Below are 18251 nucleotides of genomic sequence, written 5' to 3' on the forward strand. Positions count from 1 at the left end.
ACAAGATTGGGATCAAGAGAAATTGTTTTCTATCTTTTATTTATACTAGGGTACACTAGAACCCCATATTGATACTCTATTTTCTCACAAATTTAAAGAGGCTGTATCATTTTCTGCCTATAATGAGCAAATTGACGAATAGAATGAGCAATAGAGGCTGCCATTTGTTTTCTCCAATGAGGATCATTTAATAACTTTTCGTCCTCTTTATTGGATAAATAACCTATCTCTATCAAGACGGAGGGTATATCTGAAGCTCTTAAAACTTGAAAATTAGCATACCGATGTGGGTTATTAATCAAGTTAATATGATTCTTTGATAAACTTGAAATAACACTATTTGCAAAATTAACCGAAAATGTATGTGTTTCACGTCGTGTAAGATCCATCAAAATATCTGTAACTTCGAGTGTTTCATCTGCAGGCAAACCATCCAGCAAATCAACTTTATTTTCATTTTCAGCTAAAGATTTTGCAATGGCATCAGAGGCTTTGTCTGATATGGTATACACTGTAGCACCGCGAAGAGAATGTAGATCAATCGTATCTGCATGAATAGATATAAAAAGATCAGCATCGAACTCTTGCGCTTTTTTAACTCTTTCACTTAGTCTTAAAAAAATATTGGAATCTCGCGTTAAAGCAACAGTAATATGAGAATCCTTTTGTAATTCGTCTCGCAATGCACGCGCAAAGTCTAAAGTCACATCTTTTTCTAAAACTCCAGTAACACCCCGTGCACCGCCATCAATACCACCATGACCAGGATCAAGAACAACACGGAAATTATATGCTGGCATTAACTGCGTTTTTGTATCAAAATTGGTTTTTTGCTGTTTTTTTAATATTTCATCAAATTTTTCTAGTGTAGTTTTACGAATATCAATCAGCAACTGCCATAAACCATTATTTAATTTTTTTACGACACTTTTTTCAATTACAAAGGCCGTTTTACTTGTCAAAATAATGCGTGAAGTCTGCATGTCAGAAAAAGCATAACGCACATCTGAAAGCATAACGGATAATGTATTCTGTTTCTTTAAAGGCGTATTTTGCATCGAAAAGTCAATTGTAGGTAAATTGATCACCAACCGTGCTGGCCTGTCCAAAATCTGTAAACGAACATTTGGTTTTGAATTGAAAACCGCAATAATACGCGTATGAACACTATCACCAATGGTTCGAAAATTAATAAGTCTCAGAGGATCTGCGGCTTGAACACTGGTTTGGAATAGCAAAAATAATAATAAAAAGTATGTGACAAGCACAATAACATTCCCATAAGCTATTTTCAGCTTTTTGGTAAAGAAAACTCTTATCATAAGCAAAATACTCTACATTACATTTGTAATAATTTATCTTGGTTATATAAAAACGATACACCAATTTATTCTCTATTTTTCAATAAAAGCTAAATAAACACCCAAAAACGAAATTAAGGTCATTAAAGACATTATCATTATACATGATTTACATTGTTACTTGCCAAACGCATGATATCAACATAAAAGAATATTTATGCTTCCTAGCTGATAATAGTCATCTAAATTATCTGTAACTCATATTAAGTTGTCTTTAGAGGTTTTTTGCCTATTATGCATTGAGACTTTTTTATGGATGAAAAATTTCTATGTTATAACATTAGGATTGCATTACTTAAGATTCGTTGGTTCGGATATCCGAACTGTTTTAAAGATTATTTTACCGGAGACTTTTAAGAAATATGAGTCATAAAAAACAGATGGAGATAATGATGAGAAATGGTGTAAATGCAGTCATGCCTTTGCACGTGGTGTTCCGTCCTGTTTTTCTGGTACCTCCCTTTTATGGCAGACAGCCTTTTATATTTACGAATAGTTATAGCGTTCGTTTGAGTAAAATTGTGCATGTCGCCTTCAGGATATTAGCTTATGTCAAACAAAATGCTTATAGATGCCTCCCATCCGGAGGAAACACGTGTTGTTGTTGTTCACGGCAACAAAATTGAAGAACTTGATTTTGAATCAGAACATAGAAAACAGCTCAAGGGGAATATTTATCTCGCACGTATTACGCGTGTAGAACCGTCTCTCCAAGCAGCTTTTGTTGAATATGGTGGAAACCGACATGGTTTTTTAACATTTTCTGAAATTCATCCTGATTATTATCAAATTCCTATTGCTGATCGCCTTGCTCTTCTTGAAGAAGAGGAAAAAGCAGCTGTAGGAGAAAATTCTATAGATGCCTTTACGGAAGAAGCAACTAAAAATAAAAAACGCTCCAGAAGAACAAAAAAAAATGGAAAAAACAATGTCATAGCAGCCGATATTGAAAATGATATCACATCTGAATCAACAATAATTGATAATACAGAAGAAGCATTAAATGCCGATATCTCTTATGATGAGATCGAAATGGTTGGTGCTGAGGACATCCGTGAAGAGCTCCCAATTTATCAAAGAAAACAAGGGCGCCAATATAAAATTCAAGAAGTCATTAAACGACGTCAAATTTTGTTGGTACAAGTCATCAAAGAAGAGCGTGGTAATAAAGGTGCTGCCCTTACAACATATCTGTCTTTAGCAGGTCGTTATTCTGTTCTAATGCCCAACACAGCACGTGGTGGTGGTATTTCACGAAAAATTACGAACGTACAAGACCGTAAGCGTCTTAAAGAAATCGTAAAAGAATTAGCCGTTCCAAAAGGTATGGGCGTTATCTTACGAACAGCTGGAGCCAACAGAACAAAAGCTGAAATTAAACGTGATTATGAATATCTTATGCGGTTATGGGATACTATTCGCACTTTGACACTCGAGTCAACGGCGCCATGCCTTGTCCATGAAGAAAGTAATCTCATCAAGCGTTCTATACGAGATCTTTATAATAAGAACATTAGTGAAATTCTTGTCTCTGGAGACCAAGGATATCGTGAAGCGAAAGACTTTATGCGTATGCTCATGCCAAGCCATGCAAAAGTTGTGCAACCTTACCGTGATCCTACACCCATTTTTGCAAGAAATAATATTGAAATTCAACTTGATAAAATGTTGCAACCACAGGTTTCTTTAAAATCTGGTGGTTATCTTGTTATTAATCAAACAGAAGCACTTGTTGCTATTGACGTAAATTCTGGTCGCTCTACGAAAGAATTCTCTGTCGAAAAGACAGCTTTACAAACTAACCTTGAAGCTGCTGAAGAAGTAGCGCGTCAATTACGCTTGCGTGACCTTGCTGGTTTAATTGTGATTGATTTTATTGATATGCTTGAAGAACGCAATGTAAAGCTGGTCGAAAAAAAATTAAAAGATTGTTTAAAAAATGATCGTGCTCGTATTCAAGTAGGTCATATTTCACACTTCGGCCTTTTAGAAATGAGTCGTCAACGTATTCGCATATCGGTTTTAGAAAGTACAACACAGCCCTGCCCGCATTGCGCAGGAACAGGAAATATACGTTCTGAATCATCAATTGCGTTACATGTCATGCGCTCAATTGAAGAATATCTTCTTCATAATTCGCAATATAATATTATCGTGCGCACACCCGTAGCAACAGCGCTTTATGTATTAAATCATAAACGCAACATTCTTGTTAATTTAGAAACTCGCTTTAAGCTTAATATTAGTATTGAAGCAGATGATAGTATTGGAACGCAACATCTTGTTATTTCTAAAGGCTCAATAGCAGAGAGCATTTCTCGATCTTCATTGGAAGATGTTAATAAGCAAGAAATTGAAGATTCTGTTTTCACAGAAAGTGAATCTATTGAAAATCCTTCTCCCATTGAAACAAACCAAAAGCGTCGGCGCAAAAATCGTCACGATGAAATTACTGATCATTCTCTCTCCAACGTTCATAAAAAAGAAGATACCTTGAGTGATGATTCTTATCGTCGAGGACGTCGTCGAGGACGTCGTGGTGGTCGACGCAATCAAGATAATAGTTTTCATCAGATTCGCATTCCTTACGCAGAACCAGTGGGAGATTTTGCTAAGCAGGCTTTAGCAGAAATTAAAGCAGCACACCGCAAACATCGTGTTTCACCTGCTAAATCTTTTGAACTTGAAGAAACAAAAAATAATACACAAGCTCTAGATATACAACAACAGGGTGAATCTGAAAAAAATGATACAAGTATTAAACCTAAAAAACGTAAAACACGTTCTTCAAAAGTAGTAGAAAATCAACTTTCTTTAGATAATGATCAAAATGTCGTAGAACAAAAATCTCTTGAAGAAAAACCTAAAACTAGTTCAGTACGTAAAGCTAAAACAAAAAAGGCAGACAAATCTATTCATAAAGTAGAAGATAAAACTCTTGAAAATAGTAAAAAGTCAACACGTGGAACACGTAAAAAATCATCTTCTAAAGAGACAACGCAAATACAAAAAATATTAGAGAAAGAAACTATAATCGAGATGGAGGAAGTTGTCGAAACCTCTCCTTCCCAAATTGAAGAAACAATTAATCAACCCGTTGTTGTTTCATCAACGCCTAATGATTCTTCCAAAACTGAACGTATTGGTTGGTGGAAACGCAGAATTCTTTCGAAAAATTAAAGATTAAAAAAACCGCCACAGTTTTCTGTGGCGGTTTAAATAAATAATTATAGAAGACGTTTCAACCAATTCTATGGTGTGGGTTTATCACTTTTGTTTTGCTTTTTCTTGCTCAGCCCGCATACGATCTTCAATTTCTTTTTGCTTTGATTGAATAGCTTGCTGCATCTTTATTTGTTCTTGTTGGAAATCTTTTTCCTCCATACCAGGACCGGTATAGGCTGCTGTAAACCCATTAAGAGAAAATTCAATAGGATTAGCTGAACCACGGAAATTAACTGTGGTTACAACCATTTTTGTACCACTTTTCATAGCAGCTATAAGCTTATCATCTAAGACATCATTGGCAATACAACTTGGTCCATTACAAATAATATAAGGAATTTTTTTAGAGAAGTCGTCACCAATTTTAATGTGAACACCTTCTGGCAAAAAACGACCTGTAGGTACTTGAATACCTATACGTTTTTCATTTTGCTTCCCTTTTATTTCAACAAGATTAAAAGCCGTTAAAGGTTGTCCCGTATTCGATAATACAGTATTCATTGTATTACAAATATCAACATCATGCTGCTTACTGCAAACTTTGTACCAACCTTGTGATAAAGTTTGCGCATTTGCAGAAATACCAGCTATAAGAAAAAGGGCAGCGGCTCCAACTAATACTGAAACAGCAGAATAAACATTTTTATGCGACATGATTAAGTTAATCCTTTCAACGCGCTTTTAAGTAACTTCAAAAAAATATTAAATATAATTCCAACTTAAATTTATTAAATTATAATGAAATAACACTTAATTTTACTATTTTTACTTCAATATAAAAAAAAAAGTCAAATTTAGAGAAAAAAATACGACAAGCTATTCTAATTTTTATACACCCATATAATTCCCCTCTTTATCATATTGGTGTTTGATGCAATCTATCCATAAAACACCTCTGTGCATTTAAGCTAAGATTACACAAACGAATCAATATTGCAATATTAATTAAAATAAACTCCTATACTACTCTAAAAATCTTACTAATTAAACTTTTTACATTTATTACTCTTCATGTTAAGCTCGTAGAGCCTTAGCAACAGCTGTTGTAATGCATGAATCTCCGAAATATCAGATAAATTTTACTTTTTTCCTTATGTGATTCGTATGATACGAAAAAATAAAATCATTTACGGTATTATTGAAACATTTCATAAATTAAAACCACTGATTGTCTAAAATTTCTGCATAATTGTAAGAGAACTTTTTCCTAATGGACAATTTTCTGCCCTTGTTTACAAAACAATGGCGATACATTTTTGTAATAAAAGCTTTATATTCTACAGCTTTTAACCAAAAAGTTTAATTTAAAAATACGCTACTAAAGAAGTGCTTTTTTCTTAATTAAAAAACATATTTTCTTAGAGAGAAAATTTATAACTGTTGAAAATATTTTATTTATAATAAACTTCCTTAAAATATAACAACATATTAATTTATAATAATAATTTATCTTTTACATCATCAAATGTTTGTTTTTCATAGCTATTAAGAGCCTTCTGTTAGCAATTCTTTTATATTGCTAGAAACTGGGGCTTATCGAATTAATTGCGTCTTTTACTCAATAAAAATCTTTATCTTTCCAATCAAAATCTTTGCGTAAAATAGCACCTATATCACTCTGCAATATATCCGCTAAAACTTTGCAACTAATAATAAATATGAGGATAATTTTCTATTTATTAAATAATTCAGCTTTTCTTCGTATTCTCCTACTTCGTACTCTCTCGCTATATCTACCCTAGAGATAAATTTTTATTTTTTTCAAATAGATCCTGTAATTTCGAACCAAGATTATAATATTCATTCTTCAGATTTTTCAGTTCTTTTAAAAACTTATTTCGTTCCTGCAAACGCTTATAGTATTCTGCTTTAGAAAAATTTTTTCCCAAAATATCTAAATATAAATACTTATCTTCAATAAATTGTATGCTATCTTTAGTATTCTTTCTTTTGTTTTTTAATGTTGGTATTGTTCCTTAGAAGATAAATCAGCGTGAGCTGTTTTTATGCCATATATTACAGGGAGTAAAAAACTATCGTTAGCAACTTTTGTAATGAAGAAAGCATGTTATCTTGGCTTAAATTTTTGCTTTTTAGAGAAGATACTTATATGCACGTTCTATTTATTACGGTTACACCGTCTAAGCTATTTTCTTCATTGTATCAATATGTCTTATGATGAAGAACGCAAAATGAATATGTAAGAAGTTCTTTTATTATAAACTTAAATTTTATTCTTATAAAAAATCAATAACTATTTGTTTTTATAATAATTTTATAAAAATGAGTAACAATTCTGAAACAACAAAGAAGTTTTTAACCAGAATGTTGTTCTGCCATTTCGACAAGCTGTGTCATAATATTCGCTGCTCCAACAAGCCTTTCATCCGCTGTGGACCAATCACGAATAAGAGCGATACTTTGATCTGGTCGAATTTTTGCCATCGAACCTTGTTTTCCAACCCACTGAACAAGAGCAACACTATTTGCAAAATAATTATTGCGAAACTGTATAACAATCCCCTTTGGTCCAGTATCCAATTTTTCTACATGCGCTTTTCGACACAATGTTTTGATATAAAAGACTTTAAGAAGGTGTTGAACTTCAAGCGGTAAAGGACCAAAGCGATCAATTAACTCCGCTGCAAATTCATCAATTTGTTCTAAATCATCAAGTTCTGTTAAACGACGATAAAGCCCCATACGTAATGGCAAGTCAGGCACGAAACTTTCTGGTATCATCACTGTTGTACCAAGTGAAATTTGAGGAGACCATTGCTTATCTTCATTTAGCTCTCCATCTTTTAATTCAGCAACAGCTTCTTCAAGCATTTTTTGATAGAGTTCAAATCCAACTTCTTTAATATGTCCCGATTGCTCTTCACCTAAAAAATTGCCTGAACCGCGGATATCCATGTCATGGCTTGCCAATTGAAAACCGGCCCCCAAGGTGTCAAGAGATTGTAAAACTTTAAGACGGCGATCAGCAGCAGCTGTTAAAACTTTACCAGCAGGAAATGTAAAGAGTGCATAAGCACGTTGTTTTGAGCGCCCTACCCTCCCTCGTAACTGATAGAGTGCAGAAAGACCAAACATCTCAGCGCGATGCACAATTAGGGTATTGGCTGTTGGAATATCAAGACCAGATTCAATAATGGTTGTCGATAGCAAAACATCATATTGCCCATCATAAAATGCATTCATAATATCATCAAGTTGTCCAGCCGGCATTTGTCCATGAGCCACAACGAATTTCAGTTCTGGCACATGTGTTTTGAGATATTCTTCTACAAAAGCCAGATCAGAAATACGAGGACAAACATAGAAACTTTGTCCGCCACGATAATATTCTCGAAGCAGGGTCTCTCGTATAACAAGTGCATCAAAAGGTGAAATAAAAGTACGAACCGCCATTCTATCAATGGGGGGCGTTGTTATCAATGAAAGTTCACGTACACCCGATAATGCTAACCCTAAAGTGCGTGGTATGGGAGTTGCTGAAAGTGTGAGAACATGAATATCACTTTTAAGCTCTTTTAAACGCTCTTTGTGTTTGACACCAAAATGCTGCTCCTCATCAATGATGAGAAGGCCTAACCGTAAAAAATTAACTGCACCACTTAATAATGCATGGGTTCCAATGACAATATCTATTGTACCATCTGAAACACCTTTTTTTACTTGTGCAAGTTCTTTCGCTTTTACAAGCCTTGAAGCATGTCCAATTTTAACCGGTAATCCTTGAAAACGCGAAATAAATGTCTTGTAATGTTGACGTGAAAGCAAAGTTGTCGGTACAACAACAGCAACCTGATATCCATTTAATGCTGCGACAAAAGCACTTCGAATGGCTACTTCGGTTTTTCCAAAACCAACATCACCGCATATCAAGCGATCCATAGGCTTTCCTGAGGCTAAATCGTCTAAAACAGCATCAATTGCATTCATTTGATCTTCCGTTTCTTCATAGGGAAAGCAAGCAACAAACTCATCAAATGGTCCAACTGGTGGAAGTAAAGCAGGCGCAGCACGAGTCACACGCTCTGCAGCTATACGAATTAATTGCCCTGCCATTTCCAATAAATGTTTTTTAAGCCGAGCTTTACGTGCTTGCCAAGCAACACCCCCTAATTTATCTAAAGTTACCTCTGTTCCTTCTGAGCCATAACGTGAGAGAAGCTCAATATTTTCAACAGGTAAAAAGAGTAAATCACCTCCAGCATATCTAATTTCAAGACAATCTCGTAAAATTCCAGTGGTTTTGATGGTTTTAAGACCAACAAATTGGCCAATACCGTGGTCGATATGCACAATAATATCACCAGAATTTAAAGCAGAAATTTCAGAAATAAAATTTGTATTATTTTTACGCCGCTTTGGCGATCTTATAAAACGATCGCCAAGGATATCTTGCTCTGCTATAACAGCCAAATCTTCAGCCTCAAAACCATGTTCTATCATGATAACAGCTGCTAATATGCGATCTCGTGGTGTTGCTTTGACAGTTTGCAAGGATTTTGCAACATCTATTTTTTTCAATCCATGCTCATCGAGAACTTGTAGCAAACGATTGAGAGATCCTTCACTCCAACACGCTAAAAGCACTTTTTTACCAGCAGTGCGTAAAGATGCGATATGATCAACAACACTTGAAAAAACATTTTTTTCCTGCGCATTACGCTCTTTTACAAAATCATATCCCTGTTTAACATTGGTGTGAATAACAGTTTTTTCCAAACTTTGTGGAATATTAAAAGGCGAAAAATCAATACGCTGTGAAGATTGTTGCACACCCTCCAAAACACGCTCTGGCGTTAAATAGAAAAGACTAGGATCTATTGGGTGATAAGAAGTAGAATTTTTTTCATCATTTTCGCGCTCTTTGCGCGCGTTATAATAGTCCTCAATAAGACGATAGCGCTCAATGAAGGCTTCTTCTATGAGATGCTCAAAAACTATCGGTAAGTTACCACAATGGTCAAAAAAACTATCAAGGTTTTCATAAAAAAATGGAAGCCAATGTTCCATACCGGCAAAACGCCGACCTTGAGCAATTGCTTCATAAAGCATGTTATTTTTTTGTGATACACCAAATGTACGGGTATAATTGCTCTTAAAACGGCTTATGCGTTCTGGTGTAAGAACAACCTCACTCATTGCCTGTAATAAAAGTTCAGTTTTTTGACCTGTTGTCCTTTGACTTTCTGGATCAAATATGCGGATACTTTCTAGGGTATCTCCAAAAAAATCAAGACGTAAAGGTTCAACATCCATGGGAGAAAAGATATCAAGTATTCCTCCTCTTACAGCAAACTCACCAACATCACGGACAACCGTAACGCGTTCAAAACCATTGGTTTCTAAAAACTGAATAAGATTTCCCATGTTATTGCGCTGGCCAACACGTGCGTGAATAAGCTGAGCTTCTATCATTTCACGAGGAGGTAACTTTTGCATAATCGCATTTGCTGTTGTTAATATAATTGCAGGATGTGGATCTTTACGTAAATTTGCTATGTGTGCCAATGCTGATAGTCGACGTGCCATAACAGCAATTCCTGGTGACACACGATCATAAGGCAAACAATCCCATGCAGGAAATTGAAGTATGGGTAAATTGGGCTCAATAAAATTTAAAACTTGTTGTAAATGAACAATTTTTGTTCCGTCGCGGACAACATAGATGAGTGGTTTACCTTGTGCAATTTCTGAACTTAATTTAGCAAGCGCAAAGGCTTCAAATCCATCAGGAACTCCATCAAAAATCATACGAACAGAATTATTTTTGGGAATAACAATTTTTTTAAATATAGGCATCAGGATTAATAACTTAAGCAAATACGATAATTGGCAATATCGCGAAAAAGTGGACTATCAACTTCAGAGGGTGGCAAAACTTCTCCAGTAATCCATGTGAGTAAATCACGATCATCAAAAGACATAATATATTCAAGTTCAGAGAGCGTTTTATCATTCATTTCAGCAATATGAGCATCGACATAATGTCCAAAAATGAGATCCATTTCACGAATACCGCGATGCCATGCACGAAAAATCAATCGACGACGACGCACATCTAATTGATTTTTGTCAACGACAAAAACTGTCATAAAAAATCTCCTTGAATAAAGTAATATAAACTATTCAATTAGTCGTATAAAATTTGTACCTTGCTTTTAAGGAAGTTCTATAATCTTTTGTTCTTTAAGTGTAATTCGACGATGCATTTGCTTAGCCAAAGCGTAATTATGTGTTGCAATAAGAGCAGAAAGACCCGACTGACGAACAAGGATAGACAAAGCTTGAAAGACATAAGCTGAAGTTACTGGATCAAGATTTCCTGTAGGTTCATCAGCCAAAAGAACCGAAGGGCCATTTGCTACTGCACGTGCAATAGCAACACGTTGTTGTTCTCCTCCCGATAACTCTGAGGGACGATGGTTAGCGCGATGAGAAATACGCAGATACGTCAATAATTTGCGCGCACGATCTTCTGCTATGGATTTTTTTAATCCTGCTATCATTTGCGGTACCATGACATTTTCTAACGCCGTAAACTCTGGAAGTAAATGATGAAATTGATAAACAAAACCAATATCATTTCGTCTTATAGCTGTTCGCTCACTATCAGAGCGCTTTGCACAAGAAACACCCCGTAACATCACATCACCAGCTGTTGGTTTTTCTAATAATCCAGCAATATGAAGAAGTGTTGATTTTCCAGCACCAGATGGTGCAACAAGTGCGACAAGCTCTCCACGATTAAGAATAAAATTCGCTTTATCTAAAACAATAAGCGGCTTATGACTCTCGAAAAAGTGTCTTTCAATCTCTACAAGCTCTAAAATAGCTGTCATTATTCATACCTCAAAGCTTGTACGGGATCTAGCTTAGCAGCACGCCATGCCGGAATGAGAGCAGCAAGAAACGACAAAAATAAAGCCATCATAGCAACCAAGATTGTCTGTTTCCAGTCAATTTGTGCAGGCAATTTTGTTAAAAAATAAAGTTGAGGATTAAAAACGTCGACATTAAATAACCAAGATATAAAGTCTTGGATATGATTAATATTCGCGGTCGCGATAACACCTAAAACTAAACCCAATATAGTTCCAATAAAACCAATCATCATTCCTGTAATGATAAATATACGCAAAATCGCACTCTGTTGAGCCCCCATCGTGCGTAAAATCGCAATATCATGACTTTTATCTTTTACAAGCATAATCAGCCCTGAAATAATATTTAAAGCAGCAACAAGAACGATCAGAGAAAGAATGAAAAACATAACATTTCGTTCAATCTGTAAGGCTGAAAAAAAAGCCTGATTGCGTGTACGCCAATCAATTAAATAGACCTGTTGATCAACTGTTTTTTCTACAACAGGTTTTATTTGATCAACAGCATCAGGATCATTTAGAAATAATTCTAAAGACTGAACCTTATCTCCCAAATTAAAAAACATTTGTGCTTCATGGAGAGGCATAAAGATAAATATTGAATCATATTCAGACATACCAACTTCAAAAATAGCAACGACTCTATAAGCTTTCACACGTGGTGTAACGCCAAAAGGAGTCTCATCACCATCTGGAGTAATAATACGAATATCTCTTCCAACTGTCAGCCCCAATTTTTCTGCTAAGCCACTTCCAATTGCAACACCTTCTTCTTCATCAAACCGAGAAATCGATCCTAATTTAATGTTTTGAGAGACTGTTTTAAGCTTTTCTAGATCTTGTTTGCGCATACCACGAACTAATGCGCCAGAGCCACCTTGAACTTCACCTTGAACAAGCGCTTGACCTTCAATAACAGGCAAAGCAAACTTTACACCATTTGTAGATTCTAAAGAAGAAATAAGAGTCTTATAATCAGAAAAACCAGAATCAACTGTTTGAACAATAAGATGCCCATTCATACCAAGAATACGATTGAGAAGCTCTGTACGAAAGCCATTCATCACCGCCATAACAACAACCAGAGCAAATACGCCCAACATAATCCCAATAAGAGAAATAATTGAAATAACAGATGCAACGACATGTTTTTTATTGGGAATCATGTAACGAAAAGCGATCATCCACTCATAAGATGAAAACCATTTGTCTTTCAGCCTCTTCATAACATTTCCTATTAATTCATAGAAAGTTGGCTGAGTACATCTTCAACCTTTAGAGATTTTTTTACACCTGTTTTTCGATCTTTAATTTCAACTTCATTTTGTGCAATGCTGTTAGGACCAACAATGATTTGCGTTGGCAAACCAATCAAATCCATTGTTGCAAATTTTGATCCAGGACGTTCATTTCTATCATCTAATAATGGATCAAAACCAGCCTCCTTTAATCCCTGATAGAGAAACTCACATGCCTTCGTGCATTTTTCATCATCGGATTTCATATTGATAATCCCAAAATCAAACGGTGCCATCGACTTTGGCCAAATAATACCATTTTCATCATGAGAAGCCTCTATAGCGGCCGCAACAAGACGCGAAGGTCCAATACCATAAGATCCCATAGAGACTACATGCTCTTTTCCATCTTGTCCCATAACTTTTGCTCCCATTGGAGCAGAATATTTCGTGCCAAAGTGGAAAATATGCCCGACTTCAATACCACGCGCTGAAAGACGACTATGATCAGAAACTTTAGCCCACTCCTCTTCATTATGCATTTCTTCTGTCGCTGCATAAAAAGATGTCCATTGTTTAACAATATCATCTAAAACAGCTTTATCACTAAAATTGATTGAACTATCAGGAACAGTAAGTTCAAGAAATTGTTTATCACAGAAGATAGCGCTCTCTCCCGTTTCAGCCAAAATGATAAATTCATGACTGAGTTTCCCCCCTATTGGACCTGTATCTGCACGCATAGGGATTGCTTTTAAGCCAAGACGAGAAAAAGTGCGTAAATAAGCAACAAACATACGATTATAAGATGTTTTAGAGCCTTCATAATCAAGATCAAAAGAATAAGCATCTTTCATTAAAAATTCCCGTGCCCGCATCACACCAAAACGTGGGCGAATTTCATCACGAAATTTCCATTGAATATGATACAAATTAAGTGGAAGATCTTTATAAGAACGAACATATGAGCGAAAAATATCTGTTACCATCTCTTCATTGGTTGGACCATAAAGTAAATCACGCTTTTGACGATCTTTAATGCGAAGCATTTCCAAACCATAATCATCATAACGACCGCTTTCACGCCAAAGATCAGAAGATTGAATTGTAGGCATCAATATTTCTATTGCACCCGCACGTTCTTGCTCCTCACGAATAATTCTACAAACTTTATCAAGCACTTTTTTTCCCAAAGGAAGCCAAGAATAAATCCCTGATGTTTGTTGTCGAATCATTCCAGCGCGTAACATGAAGCGATGAGAAACAATTTCTGCTTCTTTAGGATTCTCTTTTAAAAGTGGAAGGAAATATTGAGAAAGACGCATTGAAATAATTAACTCCTAATCACACCTATCATATCGAAACAATTTATCACACCCTCTATTCATCTATATCCGCATTCTGAATACTTTCAAATATAACGATCTTATTATTTAAAAATTTATTGGGCTTTATTCTCTATTTTTCTTATTTAGCAATAAAATAAAAATGCTCTTCTCTTTTTAAATAACGTAATATGAAAGTTCCTTATTTTGACCGATGTAAAAAAACTGTACAGATAGGTTTTTTTTGCCAAATTTCATGAACAGCCGCTCTCACAGCACGTCGTGTTGCCTCTCGAATAAGTTCATTATTTTTCTGTTTCATGCGTGGGATATTATAAACTGTATTTTCTACAATATCTAAAAGAATATCTTTTAAACTTTCTCCCTTTCCATTGCTTTCAGGTAACCCGAATGTTGTTAGACCTATATCCCCTAATAATTCATGCTTACTATTTATATGGAGAGAAATAGTAACATGACCAGCATAACTTAGTTTGCGACGTTCACGAATCCCTAGTTCATTTTCATCTCCAATTAGGCAACCATCCTTATAGATGCGGCCAACAGGAACTTGATCAACAACTTCTACAGGCTCTGGTGCAAAACGTAACATATGTCCATTTCTGATATCTGTAACAATTTTAATACCCGCTTGACGTGCTAAAGTTGCCTGAGCCTTAAGATGCATTGCTTCCCCATGTACAGGAACAAGTATCTGTGGCTTTACCCAATCATACATCTGTAAAAGTTCTGAACGACGGGGATGACCTGAAACATGAACAAGTGCATCTTCATTCGTAATAATTTCAATACCCAAATCAATGAAACGATTTTGTACCTCAATAATCGCTTTTTCGTTTCCTGGAATACTTCGTGATGAATAAATAACGGTATCACCAGCAGAAAGTGCAATATTTCTCATTCCATCACGTGACAGTTTAGCCAAAGCAGCACATGGCTCACCTTGGCTCCCTGTGACAATTAAAACAAGATCTTTTCGCAAAATGTAACCATAATCATCTTCCGTTACAAATGGTGCTAAACCATTCATATAACCAAGCTCTTGTGCAACCATAATACTTCGCTTAAGGGAGCGCCCAATGACAAGCACCTTACGTCCAGCAGCTTCAGCTGCAAGAGCAATAGAACGTATCCGACCAATATTAGAAGAAAAAGTTGCTATTGCAACGCGCCCTTCAGCTTTGGAAATAATCTCAGAAAGACTGGCTTGAACCTGCTGCTCTGATGGAGATATACCATCCCGACACGCATTTGTAGAATCACAAAGTAATGCTAAAACACCTTTTTTTCCTAACGCACGAAATCTTTTTTCATTCGTCACAGCCCCAAGTGAAGGAGTATGATCAATTTTCCAATCACCAGTATGAATCACAGTCCCCAAAGAGGTTGTAATTGCTAAAGATACAGATTCTGGTATTGAATGGTTAACAGCTATAGCCTCTACAGCAAAGGAACCTACCTGAAAACAATCACCAGCTTGAAAAATATTGAGTAAAATTTTTTGAGATTCAAAATCTAATTGTTTTTTAGTTTCCAATAATCCTGCTGTAAAAGGCGTACAGTAAATTGGAACTTGTAACTTTGGCCATAAATCAAGAACGGCCCCATAATGATCTTCATGTGCATGTGTTAAAACAAGACCCCGTATATTATGTTTTTCACTTTCTAGAAAACGAATATCAGGAAAAACAAGGTCGACTCCTGGTAATTCAGAACCAGCAAAACTAATTCCCATATCAACCAGCAGCCATTCACGAAGATGTTGGGGACCAAATCCGTAAGCAGCTAAATTCATCCCTATTTCACCTACACCCCCCAGAGGTAAAAAAACAAACTCATTCTTATTAGCTGCAACCATAAATATCTCCCAAAATCATTAAGGTATCTGATGGTAAAATAATTTTTTAATAACGACCTGCATTAATAGAAGCAGCCGAACCAAAATGAACATCTCCAGCTGTTATAATGGCTGTCTGACCATTTTTTTGCTTTATGATGCAGTTAAAATCACTATCAAGACCATCAAAAACACCCTCAATGACTTTTTTATCATTCACCACTTTGACATATTTCCCAAGGTGAGCAGAATATAAAAGCCATTTTTTTCGGATTATTTCACATCCTTTTGGTTGTTTCCAAAGAAGGTAATTTCTAGAAAAACACTCCGTCAAAACCGTAAATAATTGTTCTGCTTCAATATGCAAACCGATATTCTTTAAGCTCGAAGTGGGATAGGGTGCATCTTCATAATTATATTTCACATTTATTCCAATACCAATAACCAATGCATATTGTTGTGATGACAATTTTAAAATCTCAAGCAAAACTCCAGAGCTTTTTTCTCCTCTGAGCAAAATATCGTTTGGCCATTTTAAACTCACAATATTGTTTGCCTGCTTTTCATCTTTTATCAATTGTTTTATTGCCTCTGCCACACTTATTCCAGCAACAAAACCAAGTTGAGCTGCAGTTTGATGAACAATATCATCAATTAATAAAAGACTAGAATAAAGGTTCCCTTTGGGACTAGACCAAGTCCTCCCTCTTCTTGCTCTTCCCTGTGATTGTTCTTGTGCAACAATCCAAAGATTGCCTTGATGACCAGTTTGTGCTTTTCGTTGCGCAATGAGATTTGTTGAGTCAACACTATCATACGCTTCAATAGTGTATCCTTGTTCTTGAGCAAAATCTGATAAAATATAAACCATATTCATTAAAACAATGCAGCTGCTGCTTTTTCTGCTAATTCAGCAAACCAAACTCCAAAAAGTGTATAAAATAAAATAAACAATGCAGAAAGACCGAGACAAAATTGAAGCTCATTCGATAAAGCAACAAAATGCGCTTTTGCGTCATCAAACCACATAATTTTAATGACTCGTAAATAGTAAAAAGCTCCAACGACAGACGCTATCATCCCAACGACTGCAAGTGGCGTCAGACCAGCATGGACAGCAGCAGAAAATGTATACCACTTCCCAAAAAAACCAGCCATAGGTGGTACACTGGCTAACGAGAAAAGCTGTATTGTCATAACAATAGCCATAAACGGATTTGTTTTTGCTAACCCTGAAAGATCATAAATATTTTCAACATTGCCATTCTGAGAGCGCATTCCAAGAATAAAAGCAAACGAGCCAATCGTCATTCCAAGATAAATCGTCATATAAAGAATAACACTTTTTATTCCTAGCATATCTCCAGCAGATAAACCAACAAGTGCATAGCCCATATGACTGATCGACGAATAAGCCATTAAGCGCTTAATGTTATTTTGACCAATTGCAGCAAATGCACCAAGTATCATTGATGCAATCGCCATGAAGACCAAAATTTGTTGCCATGCAGGCATCACATTATCAACATGCCCTAGGGGAATAAAGGTCATCACAATAATACGGATGATTAAAGCCATTGCAGCAACTTTAGGGGCACCAGCAAAAAATGCTGTAATCGGTGTTGGCGCTCCTTCATAAACATCAGGTGTCCACATATGAAATGGAACAGCAGAAATTTTGAAAGCCAAACCAGCTAAAATAAAAACAATTCCAAAGATAACTCCCAATTGCAAATTTTCACTTTTTAAAGCAACAGCAATTTCGTGAAAACCAATTTGACCCGTAAAACCATAAAGCAAAGAAATACCATAAAGCAGCAATCCTGAAGATAATGCTCCTAAAACAAAGTATTTTATACCGGCTTCAGAAGATTTTACATTATTACGATTAATCGCTGCTAAAACATATAAAGCTAAAGATTGCAGCTCTAACCCCATATAAAGCGACAGCATATTACCCGCTGAAATCATAAACATCATTCCAAGGGTTGCTAAAAGAACAAGCACTGGAAATTCAAATATATTAAACTTTTGTGCATTGGCAAAACCAACAGACATGATAAGAGAAAAGAGTGCACCAATAAGCATTAAAATTTTCATATAACGACTAAAGGAATCGATAACGAGCGCATTGGTTTGAAATGAACCATTTTTCGGAAAAACTATAAGAATAATAATGGTTGCCACAAGAAGTGCCATGGCTAAACCTGTCACTGTTAAAGAAGCACGTGTATTGGAATAAACACCAATCATAAGCAACACGACAGCTCCTAATGCGATTAAAAGCTCCGGAAGAATTAAGACTAATTGCGCTATTATTTCAGTTTGCATGTGCGTTCTTCCCT

General features: G+C 35.7%; 11 protein-coding genes. 1 reads left to right on the plus strand and 10 read right to left on the minus strand.

Features of this window, described 5'->3' with window-relative positions:
• Positions 1-92: 92 nt before the first annotated feature.
• Positions 93-1322, minus strand: a complete 1230-nt coding sequence (locus tag ACFIKB_RS06930) for an N-acetylmuramoyl-L-alanine amidase (protein ID WP_015856372.1) — start codon at positions 1320-1322, stop codon at positions 93-95.
• A 588-nt stretch (positions 1323-1910) separates the two neighbouring features.
• On the opposite strand from ACFIKB_RS06930, the gene ACFIKB_RS06935 reads away from it, so the two are divergent.
• Entirely contained in the window at positions 1911-4541 is a 2631-nt protein-coding gene (locus ACFIKB_RS06935; RefSeq protein WP_375653128.1) for a ribonuclease E/G, read from the plus strand.
• 87 nt (positions 4542-4628) lie between these two features.
• On the opposite strand, the gene ACFIKB_RS06940 is transcribed toward ACFIKB_RS06935, so the two are convergent.
• The 9 genes from ACFIKB_RS06940 to nuoN all read right to left on the minus strand — a co-directional run bounded on the left by ACFIKB_RS06940 (position 4629) and on the right by nuoN (position 18237).
• Positions 4629-5240 carry an invasion associated locus B family protein gene (locus ACFIKB_RS06940; RefSeq protein WP_015856370.1) on the minus strand — a complete coding sequence of 204 codons (612 nt, stop codon included), beginning with the start codon at positions 5238-5240 and terminating at the stop codon, positions 4629-4631.
• Positions 5241-6902: 1662 nt separating this feature from the next.
• Positions 6903-10403 carry a transcription-repair coupling factor gene (gene mfd, locus ACFIKB_RS06945; protein WP_375636114.1) on the minus strand — a complete coding sequence of 1167 codons (3501 nt, stop codon included), beginning with the start codon at positions 10401-10403 and terminating at the stop codon, positions 6903-6905.
• A gap of 5 nt (positions 10404-10408) precedes the next feature.
• Entirely contained in the window at positions 10409-10696 is a 288-nt protein-coding gene (locus ACFIKB_RS06950) for a succinate dehydrogenase assembly factor 2 (protein ID WP_375636115.1), read from the minus strand.
• Between the two features lie 66 nt (positions 10697-10762).
• The gene (locus ACFIKB_RS06955) at positions 10763-11443 is read right to left on the minus strand and encodes an ABC transporter ATP-binding protein (RefSeq protein WP_375636116.1); all 681 of its coding nucleotides are present in this window, start codon (positions 11441-11443) and stop codon (positions 10763-10765) included.
• Entirely contained in the window at positions 11443-12711 is a 1269-nt protein-coding gene (locus ACFIKB_RS06960; protein ID WP_375636117.1) for a lipoprotein-releasing ABC transporter permease subunit, read from the minus strand. Before ACFIKB_RS06960 ends, ACFIKB_RS06955 begins: the two co-directional genes overlap by 1 nt.
• An 11-nt stretch (positions 12712-12722) precedes the next feature.
• Complete coding sequence (gene proS, locus ACFIKB_RS06965) at positions 12723-14048, minus strand: proline--tRNA ligase (protein WP_375653131.1); 1326 nt, start codon at positions 14046-14048, stop codon at positions 12723-12725.
• Between the two features lie 202 nt (positions 14049-14250).
• Complete coding sequence (locus ACFIKB_RS06970; protein ID WP_375653133.1) at positions 14251-15927, minus strand: ribonuclease J; 1677 nt, start codon at positions 15925-15927, stop codon at positions 14251-14253.
• Between the two features lie 46 nt (positions 15928-15973).
• Positions 15974-16783: a biotin--[acetyl-CoA-carboxylase] ligase gene (locus tag ACFIKB_RS06975; RefSeq protein WP_375653134.1), complete on the minus strand. Its 810-nt coding sequence runs from the start codon at positions 16781-16783 to the stop codon at positions 15974-15976.
• Positions 16783-18237 carry an NADH-quinone oxidoreductase subunit NuoN gene (nuoN, locus tag ACFIKB_RS06980; RefSeq protein ID WP_015856362.1) on the minus strand — a complete coding sequence of 485 codons (1455 nt, stop codon included), beginning with the start codon at positions 18235-18237 and terminating at the stop codon, positions 16783-16785. Before nuoN ends, ACFIKB_RS06975 begins: the two co-directional genes overlap by 1 nt.
• Positions 18238-18251: the final 14 nt, after the last annotated feature.

The sequence above is a fragment of the Bartonella sp. MR110HLJHH genome (assembly GCF_042194225.1).
Classification (GTDB): Bacteria; Pseudomonadota; Alphaproteobacteria; order Rhizobiales; family Rhizobiaceae; genus Bartonella; species Bartonella grahamii.

What these genes read in the sequence shown, in the direction of transcription:
- ACFIKB_RS06970 (WP_375653133.1), bottom strand. Translation starts at nt 15,927, where the DNA reads ATGGTTGCAGCTAATAAGAATGAGTTTGTTTTTTTACCTCTGGGGGGT.
- ACFIKB_RS06955 (WP_375636116.1), bottom strand. Translation starts at nt 11,443, where the DNA reads ATGACAGCTATTTTAGAGCTTGTAGAGATTGAAAGACACTTTTTCGAG.
- ACFIKB_RS06930 (WP_015856372.1), bottom strand. Translation starts at nt 1,322, where the DNA reads ATGATAAGAGTTTTCTTTACCAAAAAGCTGAAAATAGCTTATGGGAAT.
- ACFIKB_RS06935 (WP_375653128.1), top strand. Translation starts at nt 1,911, where the DNA reads ATGTCAAACAAAATGCTTATAGATGCCTCCCATCCGGAGGAAACACGT.
- ACFIKB_RS06960 (WP_375636117.1), bottom strand. Translation starts at nt 12,711, where the DNA reads ATGAAGAGGCTGAAAGACAAATGGTTTTCATCTTATGAGTGGATGATC.
- ACFIKB_RS06950 (WP_375636115.1), bottom strand. Translation starts at nt 10,696, where the DNA reads ATGACAGTTTTTGTCGTTGACAAAAATCAATTAGATGTGCGTCGTCGT.
- mfd (WP_375636114.1), bottom strand. Translation starts at nt 10,403, where the DNA reads ATGCCTATATTTAAAAAAATTGTTATTCCCAAAAATAATTCTGTTCGT.
- nuoN (WP_015856362.1), bottom strand. Translation starts at nt 18,237, where the DNA reads ATGCAAACTGAAATAATAGCGCAATTAGTCTTAATTCTTCCGGAGCTT.
- ACFIKB_RS06940 (WP_015856370.1), bottom strand. Translation starts at nt 5,240, where the DNA reads ATGTCGCATAAAAATGTTTATTCTGCTGTTTCAGTATTAGTTGGAGCC.
- proS (WP_375653131.1), bottom strand. Translation starts at nt 14,048, where the DNA reads ATGCGTCTTTCTCAATATTTCCTTCCACTTTTAAAAGAGAATCCTAAA.
- ACFIKB_RS06975 (WP_375653134.1), bottom strand. Translation starts at nt 16,783, where the DNA reads ATGAATATGGTTTATATTTTATCAGATTTTGCTCAAGAACAAGGATAC.